Annotated in this window: 15 protein-coding genes; 3 read left to right on the top strand and 12 right to left on the bottom strand. The window is 42.3% G+C overall.

Annotated features, from left to right (window positions below; all coding sequences use genetic code 11):
* Positions 1–225: 225 nt before the first annotated feature.
* Positions 226–1,710: a C69 family dipeptidase gene (locus PG418_RS14815; protein WP_498837623.1), complete on the bottom strand. Its 1,485-nt coding sequence runs from the start codon at positions 1,708–1,710 to the stop codon at positions 226–228.
* 184 nt (positions 1,711–1,894) lie between these two features.
* Between PG418_RS14815 and PG418_RS14810 the strand changes: the two genes are divergently transcribed.
* Positions 1,895–4,429, top strand: a complete 2,535-nt coding sequence (locus PG418_RS14810; RefSeq protein WP_498837622.1) for an ATP-binding protein — start codon at positions 1,895–1,897, stop codon at positions 4,427–4,429.
* A 115-nt stretch (positions 4,430–4,544) separates the two neighbouring features.
* On the opposite strand, the gene PG418_RS14805 is transcribed toward PG418_RS14810, so the two are convergent.
* The 6 genes from PG418_RS14805 to PG418_RS14780 form a co-directional block, all read right to left on the bottom strand.
* The gene (locus tag PG418_RS14805) at positions 4,545–5,048 is read right to left on the bottom strand and encodes an NUDIX hydrolase (protein WP_368282514.1); all 504 of its coding nucleotides are present in this window, start codon (positions 5,046–5,048) and stop codon (positions 4,545–4,547) included.
* Between the two features lie 81 nt (positions 5,049–5,129).
* The gene (locus tag PG418_RS14800) at positions 5,130–5,627 is read right to left on the bottom strand and encodes a hypothetical protein (protein WP_117557271.1); all 498 of its coding nucleotides are present in this window, start codon (positions 5,625–5,627) and stop codon (positions 5,130–5,132) included.
* An 11-nt stretch (positions 5,628–5,638) separates the two neighbouring features.
* On the bottom strand, positions 5,639–6,475 hold the full coding sequence (locus tag PG418_RS14795) for a class C sortase (protein WP_498837621.1): 837 nt from the start codon (positions 6,473–6,475) through the stop codon (positions 5,639–5,641).
* Entirely contained in the window at positions 6,472–7,980 is a 1,509-nt protein-coding gene (locus PG418_RS14790) for a SpaA isopeptide-forming pilin-related protein (protein ID WP_498837620.1), read from the bottom strand. Before PG418_RS14790 ends, PG418_RS14795 begins: the two co-directional genes overlap by 4 nt.
* Positions 7,981–8,255: 275 nt before the next feature.
* On the bottom strand, positions 8,256–8,708 hold the full coding sequence (locus PG418_RS14785; RefSeq protein WP_055155495.1) for an AfsR/SARP family transcriptional regulator: 453 nt from the start codon (positions 8,706–8,708) through the stop codon (positions 8,256–8,258).
* Positions 8,709–8,830: 122 nt separating this feature from the next.
* The gene (locus PG418_RS14780; protein ID WP_008368677.1) at positions 8,831–9,325 is read right to left on the bottom strand and encodes an NUDIX hydrolase; all 495 of its coding nucleotides are present in this window, start codon (positions 9,323–9,325) and stop codon (positions 8,831–8,833) included.
* A 461-nt stretch (positions 9,326–9,786) separates the two neighbouring features.
* Between PG418_RS14780 and PG418_RS14775 the strand changes: the two genes are divergently transcribed.
* A complete protein-coding gene (locus PG418_RS14775) occupies positions 9,787–12,660 on the top strand; it encodes an HD domain-containing phosphohydrolase (RefSeq protein ID WP_498837619.1) in 2,874 nt (957 codons plus the stop codon).
* On the opposite strand, the gene PG418_RS14770 is transcribed toward PG418_RS14775, so the two are convergent.
* Together PG418_RS14770 and PG418_RS14765 are read right to left on the bottom strand one after the other, a co-directional pair.
* A complete protein-coding gene (locus PG418_RS14770; RefSeq protein WP_055155497.1) occupies positions 12,635–12,820 on the bottom strand; it encodes a MerR family transcriptional regulator in 186 nt (61 codons plus the stop codon). The genes PG418_RS14775 and PG418_RS14770 overlap by 26 nt on opposite strands.
* A gap of 54 nt (positions 12,821–12,874) precedes the next feature.
* A complete protein-coding gene (locus tag PG418_RS14765; protein ID WP_498837618.1) occupies positions 12,875–14,044 on the bottom strand; it encodes an iron-containing alcohol dehydrogenase in 1,170 nt (389 codons plus the stop codon).
* A 331-nt stretch (positions 14,045–14,375) separates the two neighbouring features.
* Between PG418_RS14765 and thrH the strand changes: the two genes are divergently transcribed.
* Complete coding sequence (gene thrH / locus PG418_RS14760) at positions 14,376–14,978, top strand: bifunctional phosphoserine phosphatase/homoserine phosphotransferase ThrH (protein ID WP_008368697.1); 603 nt, start codon at positions 14,376–14,378, stop codon at positions 14,976–14,978.
* A gap of 132 nt (positions 14,979–15,110) precedes the next feature.
* Here the strand turns inward: thrH and PG418_RS14755 are convergent, their stop codons facing one another.
* The 3 genes from PG418_RS14755 to PG418_RS14745 all read right to left on the bottom strand — a co-directional run bounded on the left by PG418_RS14755 (position 15,111) and on the right by PG418_RS14745 (position 18,800).
* Positions 15,111–16,802 carry an acyl-CoA dehydratase activase gene (locus tag PG418_RS14755; protein WP_195250708.1) on the bottom strand — a complete coding sequence of 564 codons (1,692 nt, stop codon included), beginning with the start codon at positions 16,800–16,802 and terminating at the stop codon, positions 15,111–15,113.
* Complete coding sequence (locus tag PG418_RS14750; protein WP_055155501.1) at positions 16,783–18,108, bottom strand: 2-hydroxyacyl-CoA dehydratase subunit D; 1,326 nt, start codon at positions 18,106–18,108, stop codon at positions 16,783–16,785. Before PG418_RS14750 ends, PG418_RS14755 begins: the two co-directional genes overlap by 20 nt.
* Before the next feature lie 383 nt (positions 18,109–18,491).
* On the bottom strand, positions 18,492–18,800 hold the full coding sequence (locus PG418_RS14745) for an SseB family protein (RefSeq protein ID WP_498837617.1): 309 nt from the start codon (positions 18,798–18,800) through the stop codon (positions 18,492–18,494).
* Positions 18,801–18,816: the final 16 nt, after the last annotated feature.

The following is an 18,816-nucleotide window of genomic DNA, read 5'->3' as shown; positions in this document are numbered from 1 at the left end:
ATATACTTCGCCCATGACTATCACAACTGTCCATTCTGTTCACCTGCCTTTTGTTTGAATTTGATTAAGAAGTTTTCAACTTCCTACGCTATTATAATACCTTAGTCTACAAAATTCAAACCTTTCTGTTTATAAAATTATTTTTTTATCAACTTTTTTCTTATTTTTAACACTTACATCATTTTATGATTTTTCTGCCCTCTTCATTTCCCACTCGTATTTTATTTATGCATCCGATCTCGCATAAGAATTCTTCATCTGATTGCTCAGTTCGTACAAAACCTTAGACAATGTATCCGAAGTTTCCTTCTTCACCATCTTCGCAATCTCCCGGTTCGCTTCCCGTTTGATCTGCATACGCTTTGCTATATCACTTTCTTTCGTAAGATTGTCATCATACCGATTTATGATCTGATGTGCCTTTGCCATCACATGTTCCTGGTAACGCTCAATATGGAAAATAGACTTTTTATAAGAAGCATCTGCCATCGCAGCGATCATTCTGCTTGACCAGTAGAAGTTCTCTGTTGAAACTTCCCCTGTCGTATTTGCAAAATATTCCGGTGTTTCATCAATATCTGCATAGAATGGAGCCATTACATTAAATGCATTTGATGCAAATGCCACCCATTCAATTGCGCGGGAATCTTCCGGCTGATCCGGTCTCATCTGGATCAAAGACATAAAATCATTTCGATTGATACCAATGGAGCGATAAGCACCATTCATTGATTTGTCCCCGTAAGCTCCATACGGATCATAAGGTGTTCCCTGATAATGTGAAGACAGAACATATTTTACATCTTCTACTGTAACCTTCTTTTCCGGAACCATACACCACGGAATATCATCGGATACTGGTGTATAATCTGCATCCGGTCCATCCCAGCTGTATGAATTTGGATTCAGGTAACGTTCCATAAACCAGGCTCTCGGTGTATTGTATACATGATCCGAGTCATCATGGCTTCCAAAAGCATCTCTTGGATTTAAGGTTCCATCCATGGACGGGTTCAGATGATATTTCTCAATGAATTCCTTCATATCCGGAGAACACATATAATTTTTCTGCTCACCAAGTGCATCTTCCAGATCAAATTCATCCATTCCAAGCTGGTTCGGCATCACCACATAAACCTCATCCGGCACTTTTCTGGCAATCCAGTGATGTCCGCCGATTGTTTCCAGCCACCAGATCTCATTTACATCCTCGAATGCAATTCCATTCATCTCATAAGTACCGTATTTCTCGAGAATACTTCCAAGTCTCTGCACGCCTTCTCTTGCGCTGTGGATATAAGGAAGCACGATATATACAATGTCCTCTTCCCCGATTCCACCTGCAATTTCTTCCTGGTCGTCCGACTTCGGCTGATATGTAACCAGCGGATCTGCTCCAAGCACACGTGGATTGGATGTGATCGTTTCGGTTGCCGTCATTCCTACCTGCGCTTCATTTACCCCGCTTGCCGCCCAGATTCCTTCCCCCTTGACTGCGTTCGGCATGGCGGTATAACGCATCGGATTCTCCGGTAATTCTATTTTCACATGCGAAATCACCGATTCATATACCTTCGGCTGATCTTCCGGATGAATCACCACAAATTTTTTCGGCATATAAGCGCCTGACGGTGAATCATCATTCCTTGCGATCATCGTAGAGCCGTCATACGATGCCTTTTTTCCAACCAGTATTGTTGTACAAGCCATTTCATTTTCCTCCTGTTATCTCCTGACAAAATCTTTTTCGTCTAATTGAAATTATAGAATCATTCCTTCTTTTTGTAAACCACCAGACAATTTGTTTGTATTTCAAATTTTTCGTGGACGAATTCGCAAAAACAAGGTAAAGTAATTTTATAAACTTTACACTTTTCTTGAGAGGAACTTCCTTATGAATAATGACAAGGATAATGCAACTTTATATGCTGAGCTGGAAGCCGAACGTTTTATGACAGATCAGATTTCCCTGCTTCATGAAGCAGAGGATCTGGCTGACGGTATCAATTTTATGCTCAAATCGATCGGAGAATTTACAGACGCCGACCGTGCTTATGTATTTGAAACCAGTGAAAATCATACTTCTACCAATACTTATGAGTGGTGCGCCGCAGGAGTCACCCCGCAGATCCGGAATCTGCATGATATTCCTTTTGAAAGCATGCCAAAATGGATCGAGGTTTTTCTTCATGGTGAAAATATTCTGATCGAAGATCTGGAGGCTTACCGTGAATCTATGCCTCTGGAATATGAACTGTTAAAAGTTCAGAACGTTTCTACCCTGATCGCCTTTCCTATTTCTGTACACGAAAAGCTGATTGGTTTCGTTGGCGTATATAATCCGGATATGGAGAAATCCAGCCTGATCCACCGCCTGCTGTCCCTTCTTGGAAAATATGTCGGAACCATGATCAAAGATCATAAGAATGAGCAGATGCGCCTGGAGGTTGTTGCCTCCAAATCCCGTCTGGATTATCAGCTGGAGATGGACGAAATTCTTCGTGGCGCACAGATCGGTATCTGGACGCTTGAGATGGATGGCGTTAAAGCTCCCCGGCTGCACCCAAATCCTACAATGTGTACTCTTCTTGGTGTGTCACAAGAGATGTCTCCTGAAGAAGTTTATCAGTTCTGGTATCACCGGATTCCTCCCAAATACGTAACCCCGGTGCTTGATTATATACAGAAGGTCATTCACGAAAGTTATTCAGAAATCACATACCCATGGAATCATCCGTTACTTGGACAGATCTGGATACGATGTGGCGGTATCCTCTATCCGGATTATCAGGGAAATGGAATATGCATCCGTGGATATCATCAGGATGTCACCCGTAATATCGAAAATGAACGTAAATATCAGAACCTGACCGCTGCAACCAGTCAGATTTATCATGCAATTTACCATATCGATCTGATTCAAGACCGGATTGAAAAGCTTGCCGGTGCCAACCAGAACTATCCACCGACCGGAGTTGTCACTTCCGCCACTGCGCAGTTAAATGATATCCTTGAGAAAATGGTTGCACCGTCACATCACGAGATCATGCAGTATTTCTTTGATCTGGCAACGGTAAATGACCGGCTGCACGGAAAGCTTTTTATAAGCCGGGAGTATCCATCTCCACAGGGGATCTGGCGCCGTGCCACCTTTATCGTCCAGAACCGCGACACTGATGACGATGTTACAGAAATTCTTTATGTAACCCAGATCATCGATGATTACAAACAGAAAGAACTGGCTTACCAGCAGGAGCTGGTTAAGGCGGTCGAATCCGCAAATCAGGCAAATACAGCCAAAACCGACTTCCTCAACCGGATGTCACATGATATCCGCACCCCTCTTAACGGAATTCTTGGAATGCTTGATATTGCACAGAAAAATGAAACAAATCCCAAAGCACTGCTGGAGTGTCATGAGAAAATGCGTACTGCTGCTTTTCACTTAAAAGCTCTTGTCAACGATGTCCTGGATATGCAGCGGATGGAAACAGACCGATTCTTCCTTGAACAGATACCATTCGACATCCGCGAGATCCTTGACAATTGCTGGAGTATGCTGGAGGCACAGGCTTCCCGGCTTGATATCACTCTGGAAAAAATAAAACCGGGCAGTTTAAAATATCCTTATCTGATCGGAAGTCCATTACATATCCGTCAGATTTTCATGAATCTTTTAAGCAATGCAATTAAATACAATAAGCCCGGTGGTTCGATCTCTATACACGCAAAGATCATCAGGCAGGTACATCAGAATGTTATTTACAAATTTATAATTTCTGATACCGGTATCGGTATCAGTCCGGAATTTCAGAAGCATATTTTTGAACCTTTTGCACAGGAAGATACCGGTGCCCGGACGATTTACAAAGGGACCGGGCTCGGTATGGCGATCGTTCACAGACTGGTACAGGAAATGGGCGGTACGATCCAGTTGAAAAGTGAAAAAAATGTCGGCTCAACTTTTACTCTGATCCTGCCATTTACCATTGACGAGCATCAACCTTCCGCCTCTGCGGAAACTGACACTGATACTCCGGCAGATCTTACGGATCTTCATATTCTTGTTGTAGAGGATAATGAACTGAACCTTGAGATTGCTGTTTTCTCTCTGGAAGCCGCAGGACTTAATGTATCCACAGCCATCAACGGACTGGAAGCCGTCCGGCTTTTTGAAAAATCAAAACCATATGAATACGACATCATTCTTATGGATATTATGATGCCGGTTATGAATGGTCTGGATGCCGCAAAGGCAATCCGCGGACTTTCCCGCCCTGATGCCCCAACGGTTCCAATCATTGCCCTCAGCGCCAATGCTTTTACGGAAGATATCCAGAAGTCAAAGAATGCCGGAATCAATGAGCATCTCGCAAAGCCACTGGAAATGGATAAGGTGTTGAAAGTGATTGCATCATATTGCAAGTAGCAGAAAGAAACAGATACTCGCTATGTATTGCATATTTTTTCAGAGTTTCTGTTTTATAAAAAATCGGATTATCAGGCGATCTGTCATTTCCCCGATAATCCGATTTTTATTTTACTTACATCTCAAATGCTTTCTTTATACTGTCATAATGCAGAAACTTTCCTTCTTCCGCAAATGCCTTAATCTCATCTAATGTTGCAAACATATAACCATCTGTCTCTGCCTCCTGAAGATGGAGATCTTTTTCATCAATATCCATCACAAAACGATACACATCTACGAAATAATTATCTCCTTCCCCCGGATTCTCTCTCTTGTAAGTGAAAAGATAACCTCCGTCTGCCCGGCTTACATCCAGTCCTGTTTCTTCTCTGACTTCTCTTAATACAGCATCGTAAGACGCTTCTCCCGCCTGCGCAGCACCGCCGGATACCTCCCACCAGCCCGGTGCCCAGGCTTTCGTCATTACCCTTTTAGTGATCAGAAATTCCCCGTCCGGTCTTGCTACAACGCCAAGAACAGTAAGGTGATACTCCCCGTTCTTCAGACACCAGTCATTGCGCTTCATCGTTCTTCCTGTTGGTTTCTTATCTGCATCATAAATATCCCATAATTCCATTGTCTGCATCTCCTGTTCTTCTTGTCTGTAGTTTCTTATGTCATTATAATATGTCTTTCAGAACTTCACAATCCTTTATCGTCAGTTTCTCTCTGCCTTCCAGTTTTTCCTTACACTCCTTCTCTCTGTAAATCCTACAATATCTTTCAGCAGTATAATCAGTTCAAATCCGCTCCGGTACGGATAATCTCTTCCCCAGATATGCACTATCCCCTGAAAAGATGCGAACTCCCGTCCCATTACTTTTAACCAGAAAACAGCTGCATGCTCCGATTTTTTTACCAGCTCCAGTTCCTTTCCCGCTTCAAGATACCGTCTTCTTTTCTGATTTCTTCTAACCTGTGCTTTCCTCAGTAATACACCATTCTGCTCGCAAGTTTCATCCAGATACAGCAAAAGTCCGTCAAATCCTGTGAAATTGATCTGTGCATCCTCTCTTTTGGCATCCTTCCAGTACAGAATATTTCCAGACGGAATCCTCCCTTTTTCCCAGTACATCCGGATAAAGAAAAGCTCCCCGATATGTCTGTTATCATCCAGCGACCGGTCTTCTGTTTTTTCAGCAAATACTGTCTGCATTTTTATCCCCCTCATTTATATTTATCCTCTTCTTTTTTCTTCCTTTTCCAGCACAAGATCACGCCTGCCACAAACAGATTCAGTCCGATTGCAGCATACCATCCCCGATACGTCTTCTCGCCTGTCCGGATCGGCTCCGCTCTCTCCGTCACCTCACAGCGTACGCCCCGCACCAGAAGCCGTTTGGTATTGATACCGTAAGGCGTACATGTCAGTAATGTGCAGTAATCCTTCTCCTTATCCAGGGCAAGCAGTCCCGTTTCCTCCGGTTCTACAATATCGATCCGATCGATTTGATAGAAAATCGTCTGCCGGAGCACTGTAATTGTAAAATAGTCTCCCACCTTCAGCTTGTCCAGATCCGAGAAAAGTTTCGCCCCCGGCAGTCCTCTATGGGAAGAAAGCACCGCATGTGTTCCCTTTCCGCCTATCGGGAAACTGCTTCCTTCCACATGTCCTGCGCCATTGCAGATTGCAAAATCACCCGTTCCATGATAAATCGGAAGTTTCACCCGGATTTCCGGAATTTCCAGATATCCCATCACACCGTCAGATGTCATATTCAAAAGTGCTCCATAACTATCAGCATTTTTGTCATTCGGCACTGGGTTATTCTGTTCCAGAAGCATCACATTATATGCTCTTGTCTGTGCGATTATTTCCTCTTCCTTCCTAGCATCCAGCTTCTCCACTGACCTTTCATATCCATCTACCACCCTGCTTTGCCGACCGGCATTCCAGATCTTTCCGACTTTTGGATAGAGCATGACCGCGATTCCCACAAGAAGGATTCCTGTCCATATAAAAAAGAAAAGTCTTCCCCTTCGTTCCGGCTTATTCACTATCATACAATTCGTTTTCGTCTTTTTGTATTCAACAGGACAACTCCTGCAACAATTGCAATCAGTACTCCACTGACCGTAAAGATCATTTCACCTGTTCCACCTGTCCCCGGAAGAAGTTTTCCTGATTTATTTACAACAACTTTTACCTTTGCTGCAAAATCTGCATTTGTATAAGTTACCTTTGTCTCAGTCTCGCTTTCTGTAACATTTCCGTTTTCATCAAGATATGTGCTGGCGTCCGTCCTTGTCGCCCTGATCTTTTCGGCACTTACCAGAAATGACTCCGTCAGCTTGTTATATCCTTCTGGTGCTTTTGTTTCTGTAACTCTGTAATCACCCATCTTCAGACCTTTGATCACCACAGCTCCATCACTTCCGGCTTTCACCTTTCCGGTTCCGGTCTGTCCGCCTTTTACAGTATACACACCGCTTTCTTCTTCTGCCTGAACCGGGAACGGCACTTCAAATTCCACTCCGGTAAGTGCCTCTCCTTTTTCATTGACCTTCTGGATCACAACCGCATAGGTATCTGTTGTTGTAGAGTCCTCTATCGAGCTTTTTCCCGGTTCCTCTGTCGTATAATTCCATGAAAATCTGGCACTGTTCTTATTTCCTTCACCGTCGATCACTGCTTTATCGTTTAACACAGCCGTATAATCAATGGTAATTTTTGCCCCGGTATCATAAAGATTTTTCCAGCCATTTTCTCCTTCATCCGCTGCCCAAGGGATCGTAACCGGGAAAGTTGTATTTTCAAACTGTTCCAGCGGTTCTTCTTCAATCATCACAGATGTGATCTTTGCTGCATCAAATCCGGTCGGAAGAGTATCTTCAATAATGAATTCCTTGATCTGCTTGTCTGCAACATAATTCGAGGTGTTGATCTGTAAACGGAAATGAACCGTTTCACCGATACTGACATTATTTTCCTTTACCTGTTTACCATCGTCAAGTACAATACTTTTCCCTCCGGCATTCCCGTCATTCCCCGGAGTCCACTGCGGCTCCTTACTGTTTTTGTCCACGATCTGCGCGTCTTTTGCAACACTCGTTACCATGATCATACCGCCATCTTTTAAAGTGCTGGTGACATAATAGTAGCCGTATGGAAGACCGGTGATTTTTAATATAGAGCCATCGGAAGTTTTACTGCATACTTCCTTTCCATTTTCTTTTATCCAGGCAATTGCCCCTTCTGAAAATTGCTCTTTAGATCCAGCTTCATATGCATCCTCAGTCGCAGTTATATTTCCTGCTGAATCCTTTTTAAAATAAGGATTTTCAGAAATATCTTTTTTTGTATATGCTACCGAAGTTCCTTCTGCATTCACTTTTGCATCAAATATCTTATAAATTGTATAATGAATCCCTTTTGATGCATTCTCAATCGTAATACTGCCATTACCTCCTGCCCCCGATACACTTTCCTGTGCAAATGCCGTCACCGACATCCCCACGATTGTTACTGCCATTACCAAAACGGATAACAGCCGTCTCAATTGTCTCATTCTTTTTCCTCTCTTTCTTTTTATTTTCGGATCCTTTCCTCATTTTACACATCCATACAACCGTTTTCCGTTTCTTTTCCGTCCAAAAAACGTTTCTTTTTCATCCTTTTTTCGTTTCTTTTGCAAAATCTTTTGAACCATTCATTTTTTATTCCTTTTACAGCAGACATTCACAATCAAAAAACTGTACAAAGAATGTGTAGTCCAATAAAATCTCTTCAAAAAAATCGGGAGGCTGTCTGATAACAGTCTCCCGATTTTTGCTATATTTCCCATTATTCTTTTTGATTCAACAACGTTCCCAAAGTGTTTTCCGCCCAGCTGTAATTCGTCATATACACTCCTTTGAACAGCTTTTTATGTTTTTCTTCATCCTCCAGGTAGTCATACAGATCACACTCCACATGCTCTGTGCGGATACGGCTCTCCTGATTTACCCGGTGCAGGACTCTTTCGATTCCGTATGCATTTAACGTTCTCCGAAGTTCTTTTACCACTTTGCGGAATTTATCTTTTATTCTTTTTTCTGTACATTCATCCTCCCATAAATAACTGATCGCATCCCCCGTCGTCACAAATCCTCCTCTTCTGTCAACCAGAAGTGCCAACAGTTCTTTGGCTTTCTTACATGAAAAAGGGATCGTTTCCCCATCCACAAAAATATCAAAATAACCGAATGTGCGGATTACAATCCTTTTCCCTTCCATCTTTGTCAACTCACTGTACATTCTCTTTTCCCCCTTCATTTAATGAGAATCTTTATCATCATACACTATCCAAATGAGCGGACTCAACATTCCATGCTAAAACATTACTTTCGTAACTTTTCCACACTATTCGACATTCCACTTTAACACTCTCTTCTTCTGAAATCTTTCATCTCTTTTCCATCTAACGCTGCATATTCCAGAACATCATCTGTGTTATATACAAGCTTTAATGAGAAAAACGGCTGCTCATTTTCAAGGAGTTCAAAAAAGATCCGATCCCCTTCCCACAATTCCAGTTCTCCGATCTTAGACTTTTCTACCCATTCCAGTTCTCCTTCATCACACGCAATCGGCGTTCCTGTAAAACCATCTGCCGTATAAAGCGACATATATTCTACTACATCTTCGCCATATACAAAGGTTACAATCCCACGATATCTCCAGGATGTCAGCGTGTATCCCGTCTCTTCCCATACCTCACGAAGAAGACATTCCTCCGGGCTTTCCCCTTTTTCAAAATGACCGCCTACTCCGATCCACTTGTCTTTATTGATATCATTTTCTTTGACAGTCCGGTGAAGCATCAGATATTTTCCATCCTGTTCAATATAACAAAGTGTGCTTAATTTTACCATTTTACGTTCCCTTTCATACACAAAATATTTTGACCCCTTTGATACCAGATTGCTACGTGCTTTGCACTCTCGCAATCCTCAAAAACATTCGTAATCCGCTCATTTTTCTTTAAAAAATGGCTACTTACTCATATTTTTGGCGGGTCAAGAGGTCAAAAAACCTCTTGCGAGCAAGCTTGCATCGGCTTTCTGACCTTTTGACCCTGGTATCAATATTTTATGAAAATTATAATCTATCTTCTGGTATTTCTCAACTTCCATGACCTGTCTTTTTCCACCATTCCTCCTTCTCTTTAATTGCAAATATTGTCCGCAAATAGTATAATGATGTTTAAGGATTGTGGGAATTGCGTAGCAATGGAGCAATCCGGTTACATCAGTAAGTGGCAAAATTCACTTTTGACACTCACATCGTATAATATCTTCAAATAGACCAAAATTGTAGATAAGGAGTCTCTGTTTTGACAAAAGAAAACTATAAAATAAGCAAAATCCAGATCGGATTTTACTATCTTCTGATGTTCCTGATACTTATCTGGTTTCTGGTAATACAATTCACAGGAATTAACAATCACAATGCCAAAATCCAATCCAGCGACATCACATATCGTGGTACTTTTACCTGGATTCACTCCGATGGAAGCAAAGAACAGATTGCCGTCCCCGGACATTACAATGTTCCTGCAAAAGAGACTATGGTCATTACCACAACACTTCCTGAAAATTATACGCAAAGTTCACTTGCTATACGTTCCTCTCTGCAGGATATCCGTTTCTATATTGACGGAGTGCTTCGCACTGAATACTCAACCAAAGACCATCGACTGACTGGGAAAAATTCTGCCAGCTGTTATGTTTTCTGTCCTACTTCAGCAGCAGATGCAGGAAAAGAACTCCGTATTGAGCTGACTACCAATACCTCTAACTATTCCGGTGTAGTCAATGAGATCTATTCCGGAGACAAGAGTGATATCTGGGAATATATTTTTGAATCTTACGGGCTTGAGACTATTATTGCTTTCTTTATCTTGTTCGCCGGTATCATTACCATCCTTTTCAGTATCGCACTCGGAATTGTCTATGACAGAAAATTCGATATGGAATATCTTGGATGGTGCATGACCATGGGAGCTACATGGATGCTCGGCGAATCCAAGCTCAGACAGCTTATAGTTCCGAATCCATCTGCACTGGGGACTTTATGCTTTGTGATGATCATGCTCGTTCCGATCCCGGTACTTTTTTATGCAGATCTCATTCAGCAGGGGCGTTATAAAAAGCCTTACTTTTACCTCGGCTGTGCGGCATTTGGTAACTTTTTGATCTGTCTGGTTCTTCATCTGACTGGCACTGCTGATTTTATTGAAACTCTGCCGGGCGCCCACGTGATTCTTGCAGTCACCTTCTTTCTGGTTTTCCTGACTTTCTGTCTGGATATGCGAAAGAAAGAATACCGGAAAAACAAATTGGTGCTGATCGGCCTGATCATTGCAATGCTTGCCATCGCCATCGAATCCATTTCTACATATTTTGTAGTTTTGATTTCCGGTCTTTTTATTGGTGTCAGCATGTTGATCCTTCTTTTCATTAACATTATCCGTACAATAAAGAATGTGCATACCATTGAAATGCATCGTCAAAAAGAGGAGCTTTTGAAACGTAAACGGCAGATGGAAAAAATTTCCTTACAGATGATGCAGACTCTCTCTACAACCATCGAGGCCAAGGACGAATACACCAGAGGGCACTCCCATCGTGTTGCGGAATACTCTGCACTGATTGCGCAGGAAATGGGTTGGAATCGCTCTGAAATCGTCAATCTCCGACATGCAGCTCATCTGCATGATATCGGAAAAGTCGGCATCCCTGATATTATTTTAAACAAGCCATCCAAACTGACAAACGAAGAGTACGCTGTTATTAAGGAACATACGGTTATTGGTGCTGAGATTTTGAAAAATGTTTCGATCATCAATCATGTAACCGAAGTTGCCCGATCTCATCATGAGCGTTATGATGGCCATGGTTATCCGGACGGTCTAAAAGGTGAAGAAATTCCGATCCATGCGCGAATCGTTGCTGTTGCTGACAGCTATGACGCAATGAATTCCCGCCGTATTTACCGTAATTCTCTTCCAAAAGAAACAATTTATGAAGAAATACGCAAAAACAGAGGAACTCAGTTCGATCCGGAAATCGCAGATATTTTTCTCAGACTGATGGATGAGAATCGTCTGACGATCACAGATACTTATCTGGAAATTGATGACGAGCCAGCTCTTCCTGGCATGGAATTTGAAATCAGCAACTTCATTTCCAATGTTATGAATACGATGAAGAGCCAGGAGGAAGTAGAAAATTTTGATCTTCTTACCGGACTCCCTATGCGAAATACCGGTCAGAAAATGATCGCACAGCTGATGCAGGAACACAATGGCTGTCTGATCTTTATGGATATGGATAATCTGAAAAAGATAAATGATATCTACGGTCATAAAGCCGGCGACCGTGCACTGAAAGCACTTGGAGCTCTCCTCTCCGAGCATATCGGAAATTCGGTTGGCTGCAGGCTTGGTGGCGATGAATTCCTTCTTTTTGTACCGGATGCCGGTAAAAATGAAATATCCGAGCTTATGGAAACTCTGTTTTCCCGCTTTGATTCTGAGAAGAAAAAAGATTTTGAGATCCGTGTTGCATCCATTTCTGCCGGACTTTGCATGTGTACCAAGGGAGATTCCTTTGACGAATGTTCTTCCAAAGCAGATAAAGCACTCTATTATGTCAAGCAAAACGGAAAACACAACTTCTTTTTCTATCAACAGATGGGCAATACCGTATTCCCGGTTTCCAGCGTAGCAAAAGATCTTTCCCTTGTGGCAAAAGTACTTCGCAACAGCGGAAACTATTCCGGAGCACTTAATCTTAATTACCGTGAATTTTCTAAGATTTATGAGTACATCAACCAACTTGGAGAACGACATAAATACCATTGTTTCCTGGTCATGGTCACAATGGAAACCGCTCCGGATTCTATGATGTATATTGAAAATATTGAACAGGCACTGGAATACATGGAGGAAGCGATCCGTCACAAGATCCGTAGGATTGACGTGTGTACACGGTATAGTGCCCTGCAGTACCTGATCATTTTATTTGAATCAGATGAAAGTCAGATTCCAAAAGTTATGGACCGTATTTTCATTCAGTATTATAAACTGTACGATAAACGGGATTTCATTCCGAAGTATGAATATCTTCCGGTGAATGAACACTCGGAGGAAACAAATCCTCAAAACACTTCAGATCACCTTAACCAAGATATCCATCCAGTATAGAAATTTTACTACCTGAGACAAGAGATCCCTGTACCCTTTCCGGCACAGGGATCTCTTTAATCTCTTTCAGTTCCATTCCAAGCTCTTTCATATACTGAATCATGTCCAGACAGGCATTCTGCTTGATGTCATAATAGCGGTAGTGCGTCTGTTCATCCACATAGCACGGCTTCTGAAGCCCCAGTGAATCAATATCACCTTTTAGCTATTGTCCTTAGAAGCACTCCAGAAATATTTCCAGAATCTCCTCATGTGTCATCTTCTTATAACTTCCATCCACCAGATAACAAGAATCCGCAATTTCTTTCAGATCCTCTTTTTTCTCCACGCCTACTTCCCGAAGTGTTGTCGGAAGTCCGATCTCTCTGATAAAATCAGCCAATGCCTCTACGCCAGCTTCAGCCATCTCTTCATCAGTACGTCCATTTCTCGGAATTTTCCATACATTTTCCGCAAACCGGGTAAATTTCTTTGCGCCTGCCTGACAGATATGCCGATAATAAACCGGATGCAGTACAGCAAGTCCACATCCATGACTGCAGTTGGTATAAGCACTGATCTGATGCTCCATCTGATGGCATTCAAAATCACATTTTTTGCCGAGCTTGATGATCCGGTTCTCCGCCATGGTAGACAGCCACATCAGATTACTTCTTGCTGTATAATCCTCCGGATTTACCAATGCCGCACGAAGACTTGTTATCACGCCGCGCATCAGAGCTTCCGAAATATCATCTGATACGTTATCCTCGTCCGGCTCACTGAAATAAGTCTCCATAACGTGAGACAGGATATCAAAGCTTCCTGCCACCATCTGTTTTGTCGGAACAGTATAAGTGTAAGTCGGATCCATTAATGCAAATTCCGGATTGCATTTCGGATAATCCCGGTCTGTCTTGATCATGACCTCTTCATTGGTAATAACTGCTCCCCCGTTGCACTCGCTGCCTGTTCCGGACGCTGTTACGATCACGCCAAGTGGCATTGGTTCAAAATCCACAACACCCTTCTTCGCCCAGTACTCATCCCACACATCTTTCTCGCTGACCGCTGCCATGGAAATTGCCTTGCTACAGTCCATAACCGAACCGCCGCCGACTGCAAGAATCCAGTCCACCTGTTTTTCCTTTACCAGCTTTGTGCCTTCAAGCACCTTCTTATAAGTCGGATTTTCCATGATCCCCGGAAATTCACTGATCGTTTTCCCGGCTTTTTCAAGTGCCGCTATGACTTCCTCATAAACTCCATTTTTCTTGATCGAGCCGCCGCCATAGGCAAGCAGAACTTTATCCCCATGCACCGCAGCGATTTTCGGCAGATACTCGCCGACACATCCTTTCCCGAAATATACTTTCGTTTTATTTTCAAAAATAAAGTTATTCATCCTTTTTCTCCTTTATGCAATTTAAGCAAAATATGTTTCGGCAGATTTTCTTTTTTCAATGATCCATTCCGAAACATCCTTCTTTTGCCACAGATACTTATATTATAGTCCTTGAAAAAATTTATCGTCAATATCTTTCCAGTTTGCACACATTCCAAAATGGAACCCGCAATTTTCCCGACTGACTTCTTTACATGGTTTTCCATACCATCATGTAGTTTATACCGGTTTCTCTACCACAATTTTTAATCAATTACAAAAAAGAATGCAAAATAAACAGATATATGGTATGATAGAAAGCAAAAAACAGAAAGTACAGGAGGGTTAACATATGTATATTACTTGTCTGGATGTCGAAGGAGTACTTGTACCAGAAATCTGGGTTGCATTTGCAGAAGCAAGTGGAATTCCGGAACTGAAAAGAACCACAAGAGATGAACCTGATTATAACAAACTGATGCGTTGGAGACTGGATACTTTAAAAGCGCATGGTCTCGGGATCAAAGAAATTCAGGAAACAATTTCCAAGATTGATCCACTTCCGGGCGCAAAAGACTTTCTGGATGAGCTACGTTCCTTCACCCAGGTAATCCTTCTTAGTGATACCTTCACCGAATTTGCAATGCCACTCATGGAAAAGCTTGGTCATCCGACGCTTTTCTGCAACAGTCTGGAAATTGCAGAAAACGGCGAGATCACAGACTTCAAGATGCGTGTGGAAAATTCCAAACTAACAACCGTAAAGGCACTGCAATCCATCGGATTTGAAACGATTGCAAGTGGGGATTCTTACAACGATCTGGGTATGATCCAGGCAAGTAAGGCAGGATTTTTATTCCGTTCAACAGACAAGATCAAAGCGGATTATCCGCAGATCCCGGCATATGAAACCTATGAAGAGCTGCTTGGCGCAATTAAAGATGCAATGAAATAAAAGATAATTGCATATTGCATGGCGATATGCGTAAAAAACCTTACCGGTTTTCAATTTTTACGTCTGAAAATTGGTAAGGTTTCTCTTTTTTATGCAATATAAAATAATGTCCGGTGATTACAAACACAGCCTCTACACACTGCACTTCTCATATGCAAACAATGCAGCTCCAAGTGCACCACAAAGCTGTGCCTCGTCGCAAATATACAATTTCGCATCCAGCTTTTCTTCCAGTGCTTTGATGATTCCAGGATTCTTTGCCACTCCGCCTGTCATCATATATTCTCCCGGATTCTTTTTCCCAAGACGTGCCGCCAGTGCTCCTACTTTCGAAGCAACCGACACATTCAGACCATGGATGATATCTGCCACATCTTTATTCTGAGCCACAAGTGATACCACCTCTGACTCAGCGAACACCGTACACATACTGGAAATCACAATATTTTCCTTCCATTCCAATCCTTTTGTACTCATCTCTTCAAGAGAAAGTCCCAAAGTCCGTGCCATCATTTCCAGAAACCTTCCGGTTCCTGCCGCACATTTGTCATTCATCAGGAAATTCTTTACTGCGCCATTTTCATCGATGCTGATCGCCTTGATATCCTGTCCGCCGATATCGATCACCGTCCGCACATTCGGGTTCAGGTAATGCGCACCTTTGGCATGACAGGTGATCTCTGTAATACTGTCATCCCCGCTTTCAATATAAGCACGTCCATATCCCGTCGTGACAATTCTAACGATTTCTTCTTTCTTAATTCCTGCCTTCTCTACAGCAAGATCCAGGCTTTTCTCCGCACTCATCATCGCTCCGCCGCCTGTCGGAATGATCATCGTAGATTTAATTTTTCCGTCCTGATCCAGAATCACAACGTCTGTACTTGTAGAGCCACTGTCGATCCCTGCTACATAATATATTCCTGACTCCATCTTTTTTCTTGCCTCCTCACTGATTCCTTTTCCCGGATCCATGTCTTCCGATCCTTCAATCGTTTCTGCAAATGCCTGGATTCTCGTTAGTAACTGTCCAGCGCTCTGACTTGTAAAATCCGTCTCGATTTTCAGAATCGGTACTTTGATATTCTTTTTAATGCTCGCATATTCAAATCCATAATAATCACAGAATTTGATCGTATGATAAATAATTCCCTTCAAGTTTGGATCCAGATACAGCTGATTTCTCCGAGTGTTGTTATTCATTCGGAAACATGGGATCTGGCAAAGCAGGGCATCCGCATAAGCCAGAAACATTTTTTCTTCATCCATCTGTCTCATCTGCTCCGGAACAACAGCAAGCTGTCTTCCACCGGTGCAGGTAAGATTGTCCACGTCCATCTGAATATTATCCCGGATCATTTTTTCAAGAATACCCGTTACACGCACACCCATCAGACCAATGTATGGCTTCATTTCTGTCTCATTTTCTGTAAATGAATTTAAAAATGCTTCCTTATCAAATGTTTTTCCGGAAAATTTTTCGTATGCTTTTTTCAGACGCATGATTGCCTGTGCATACTTTACCTTCTCACATTCATTATCTTCATGCGGAAGATCCAGCATATATAAAAATTTGCATTTTCCGGTGCTCTCTACAATATCATAAACTCTCCGGGCAGAATCACAGCAGTTCACAAGTACAAGCTGCTTGACCTTTCCTTCCAGAACTGCCTGAATCACAGATTTCCCAAAGCCGCACAGATTTGCGTGTGCGATCTGATCCGACATTTCAAAGTTCTCCGGCATTTCCTCCAGTACGGCACACTCTTCTCCAAATGCATTCAATAACTCTACCGGCGTATATTTACAGACATAATGTATCATCTGACCCAGCCCCCTTTCCGTGATTTGCGGCATATTTTTCTGCTTTATTTACCTTCAGCATCTCCATATAAGCCTGAAGTCTTGTAGAAATCTGTCCATCACTGCTGTTTGCCGGATTACATCCATCTCCATCAAGGATCATGGTCGGGATTCCTGCTTCCTCAAGCGATCCTTTGATCAGACTGGAAGCTCCGATCGTACCTTTGCATCCCCAATGTGTAAAAAGGATTCCTCCATCCACATTTGTCTGCGCCGCAAGCTCTTTTGCCTTCTGGATTCTCTGTCTGACGCTTCCATTGTAAATGCAGTTCACCATCTTTTCTGCCATGGACTCATACGGATCTTCATAATGTGTCTTCTGAAATCCGTCTGCCACAAAGTCACAGGCACTGATATGAATCTGGTCACTGTAATTGAAAATATCCTTTACCGGTTCCTGCAAAAATGGCATCATATGCATCCAGAGAATATGCAGACCTTCGCTCTTCGGTGCCTTTTTCACATCTTCCAGAAGCAATTTCGTGTACTTGACTGCCTCCTGCGAACCCGCCATGAGGTGGCACATGAAAATCGCGTACAGCTCATTGGTCAGGCTCGTGACCGGATCATGTTCTTTGCGCAGTGCCAGCTGTTCATGATAATATGCGGCTGCCTGGTTGCTGTTATTGACCGCCTGCCGTACTGCCTCTTCGGAAATCTTCTTTCCAGTAACATCTTCTAAAAATGCTTTCAACTCCCGGAGCTGATCTGCCACATATTTTACAGAATCTTCGTTCTTGTCATATGGTACATCTATAAAAAATCCCGGAAGCATATTTTTCTGCTTCAGATACGGAAAGGTCATCATATTGCTGTCACATGCCAGATTTGTGTAGATCATACATTTTGGCTTTGGCACAAGTCCGGATAGTGCCGCCCCAAGGAAAACTCTGTGATAGGAGCACATCGTTTCCGGAAATCCCTCTTCTTCTGTTTTTCTCAAAAATGTCTGCTCACATCTTGTTCCCGCGATAAAGCAGGACATTGCTTCTACCGAATACGGAGTCAGCCCTGCCGCCGTCAAAAGCTCTCCCGGAACAAAGATGCTGACCATCGCTGAATTTTCAGGCTTTGAAAGTGCCTGGATGATATTTTTCATAACAATTCTTGCTACATACTGTCCCGACTTGGGCAGCTTTTTATCTGAAAAAAAGAGCAGTCGTTTCTCCTGAAGTCGGTATCCTGTAAGAAGAAGCCTGCGCGCCTTCCCGGGATCCTCCAGAGACATACTGCTCACTGCGTTACCAAATTTTTGTATAATGTCCATTATAGAATTCCTCTCTGTTTTGCCTTTACGTGCTGTCTGATATATTATAGCAGTTGTGTCGGGAAAGTAAAGAGGAATCTATTGACTTCAACGGAACCAATGGAACGTACTTTTTTCAAGATATAATATCTGCTCTTCTATCTCTTACTCAAATTTAATAGCTATCTCAAGAAATTTTCATTGATTCATTATAAGCCTGATGATAAATAGCCAACTTTATATTTTGAAAAGACAACTTTCCCACCGAATAGCCAGTTTTTCACTCTCAATAGACAACTTTTTCCAATAAATTATTCTAATTCATAAAGCATCGAATTTCAGAAGTAAAAAACCTTACCGATCTTCAGTTTTTACTTCTGAATATCAGTAAGGTTTCTTTGCAACTATCTCGTATACATAGTTTCTTCTTCTTCGTCATCGCCACCAGGATTTATCGTGCCGAGCTGATTCCAGTCCAAAATAACAGAATCAGTAAACGCATTGATGACAAGACCTGTTAATGCATATTGTGATCTCTTTGCCATATCCATCACATCAGAAAAGCGTAACTCTCTTTGAGAAAATTTCTTTCCATATTCTTTCATTTCTGCTCTACTTGTAAACACTGGAAGATAATATCTTTCTCCATTTTTCAGAATATCCAGCTGATTTTTTTCACTAATGGGCGTGTGAAAAAACGAAAGTTTTTTCATGCGTCCTTTTTCTTAT

This window comes from Bariatricus sp. TF06-38A, from assembly GCF_027690675.1.
GTDB lineage: Bacteria > Bacillota > Clostridia > Lachnospirales > Lachnospiraceae > Allocoprococcus > Allocoprococcus comes.
This window is presented reverse-complemented; position numbering and strand designations above follow the sequence as displayed.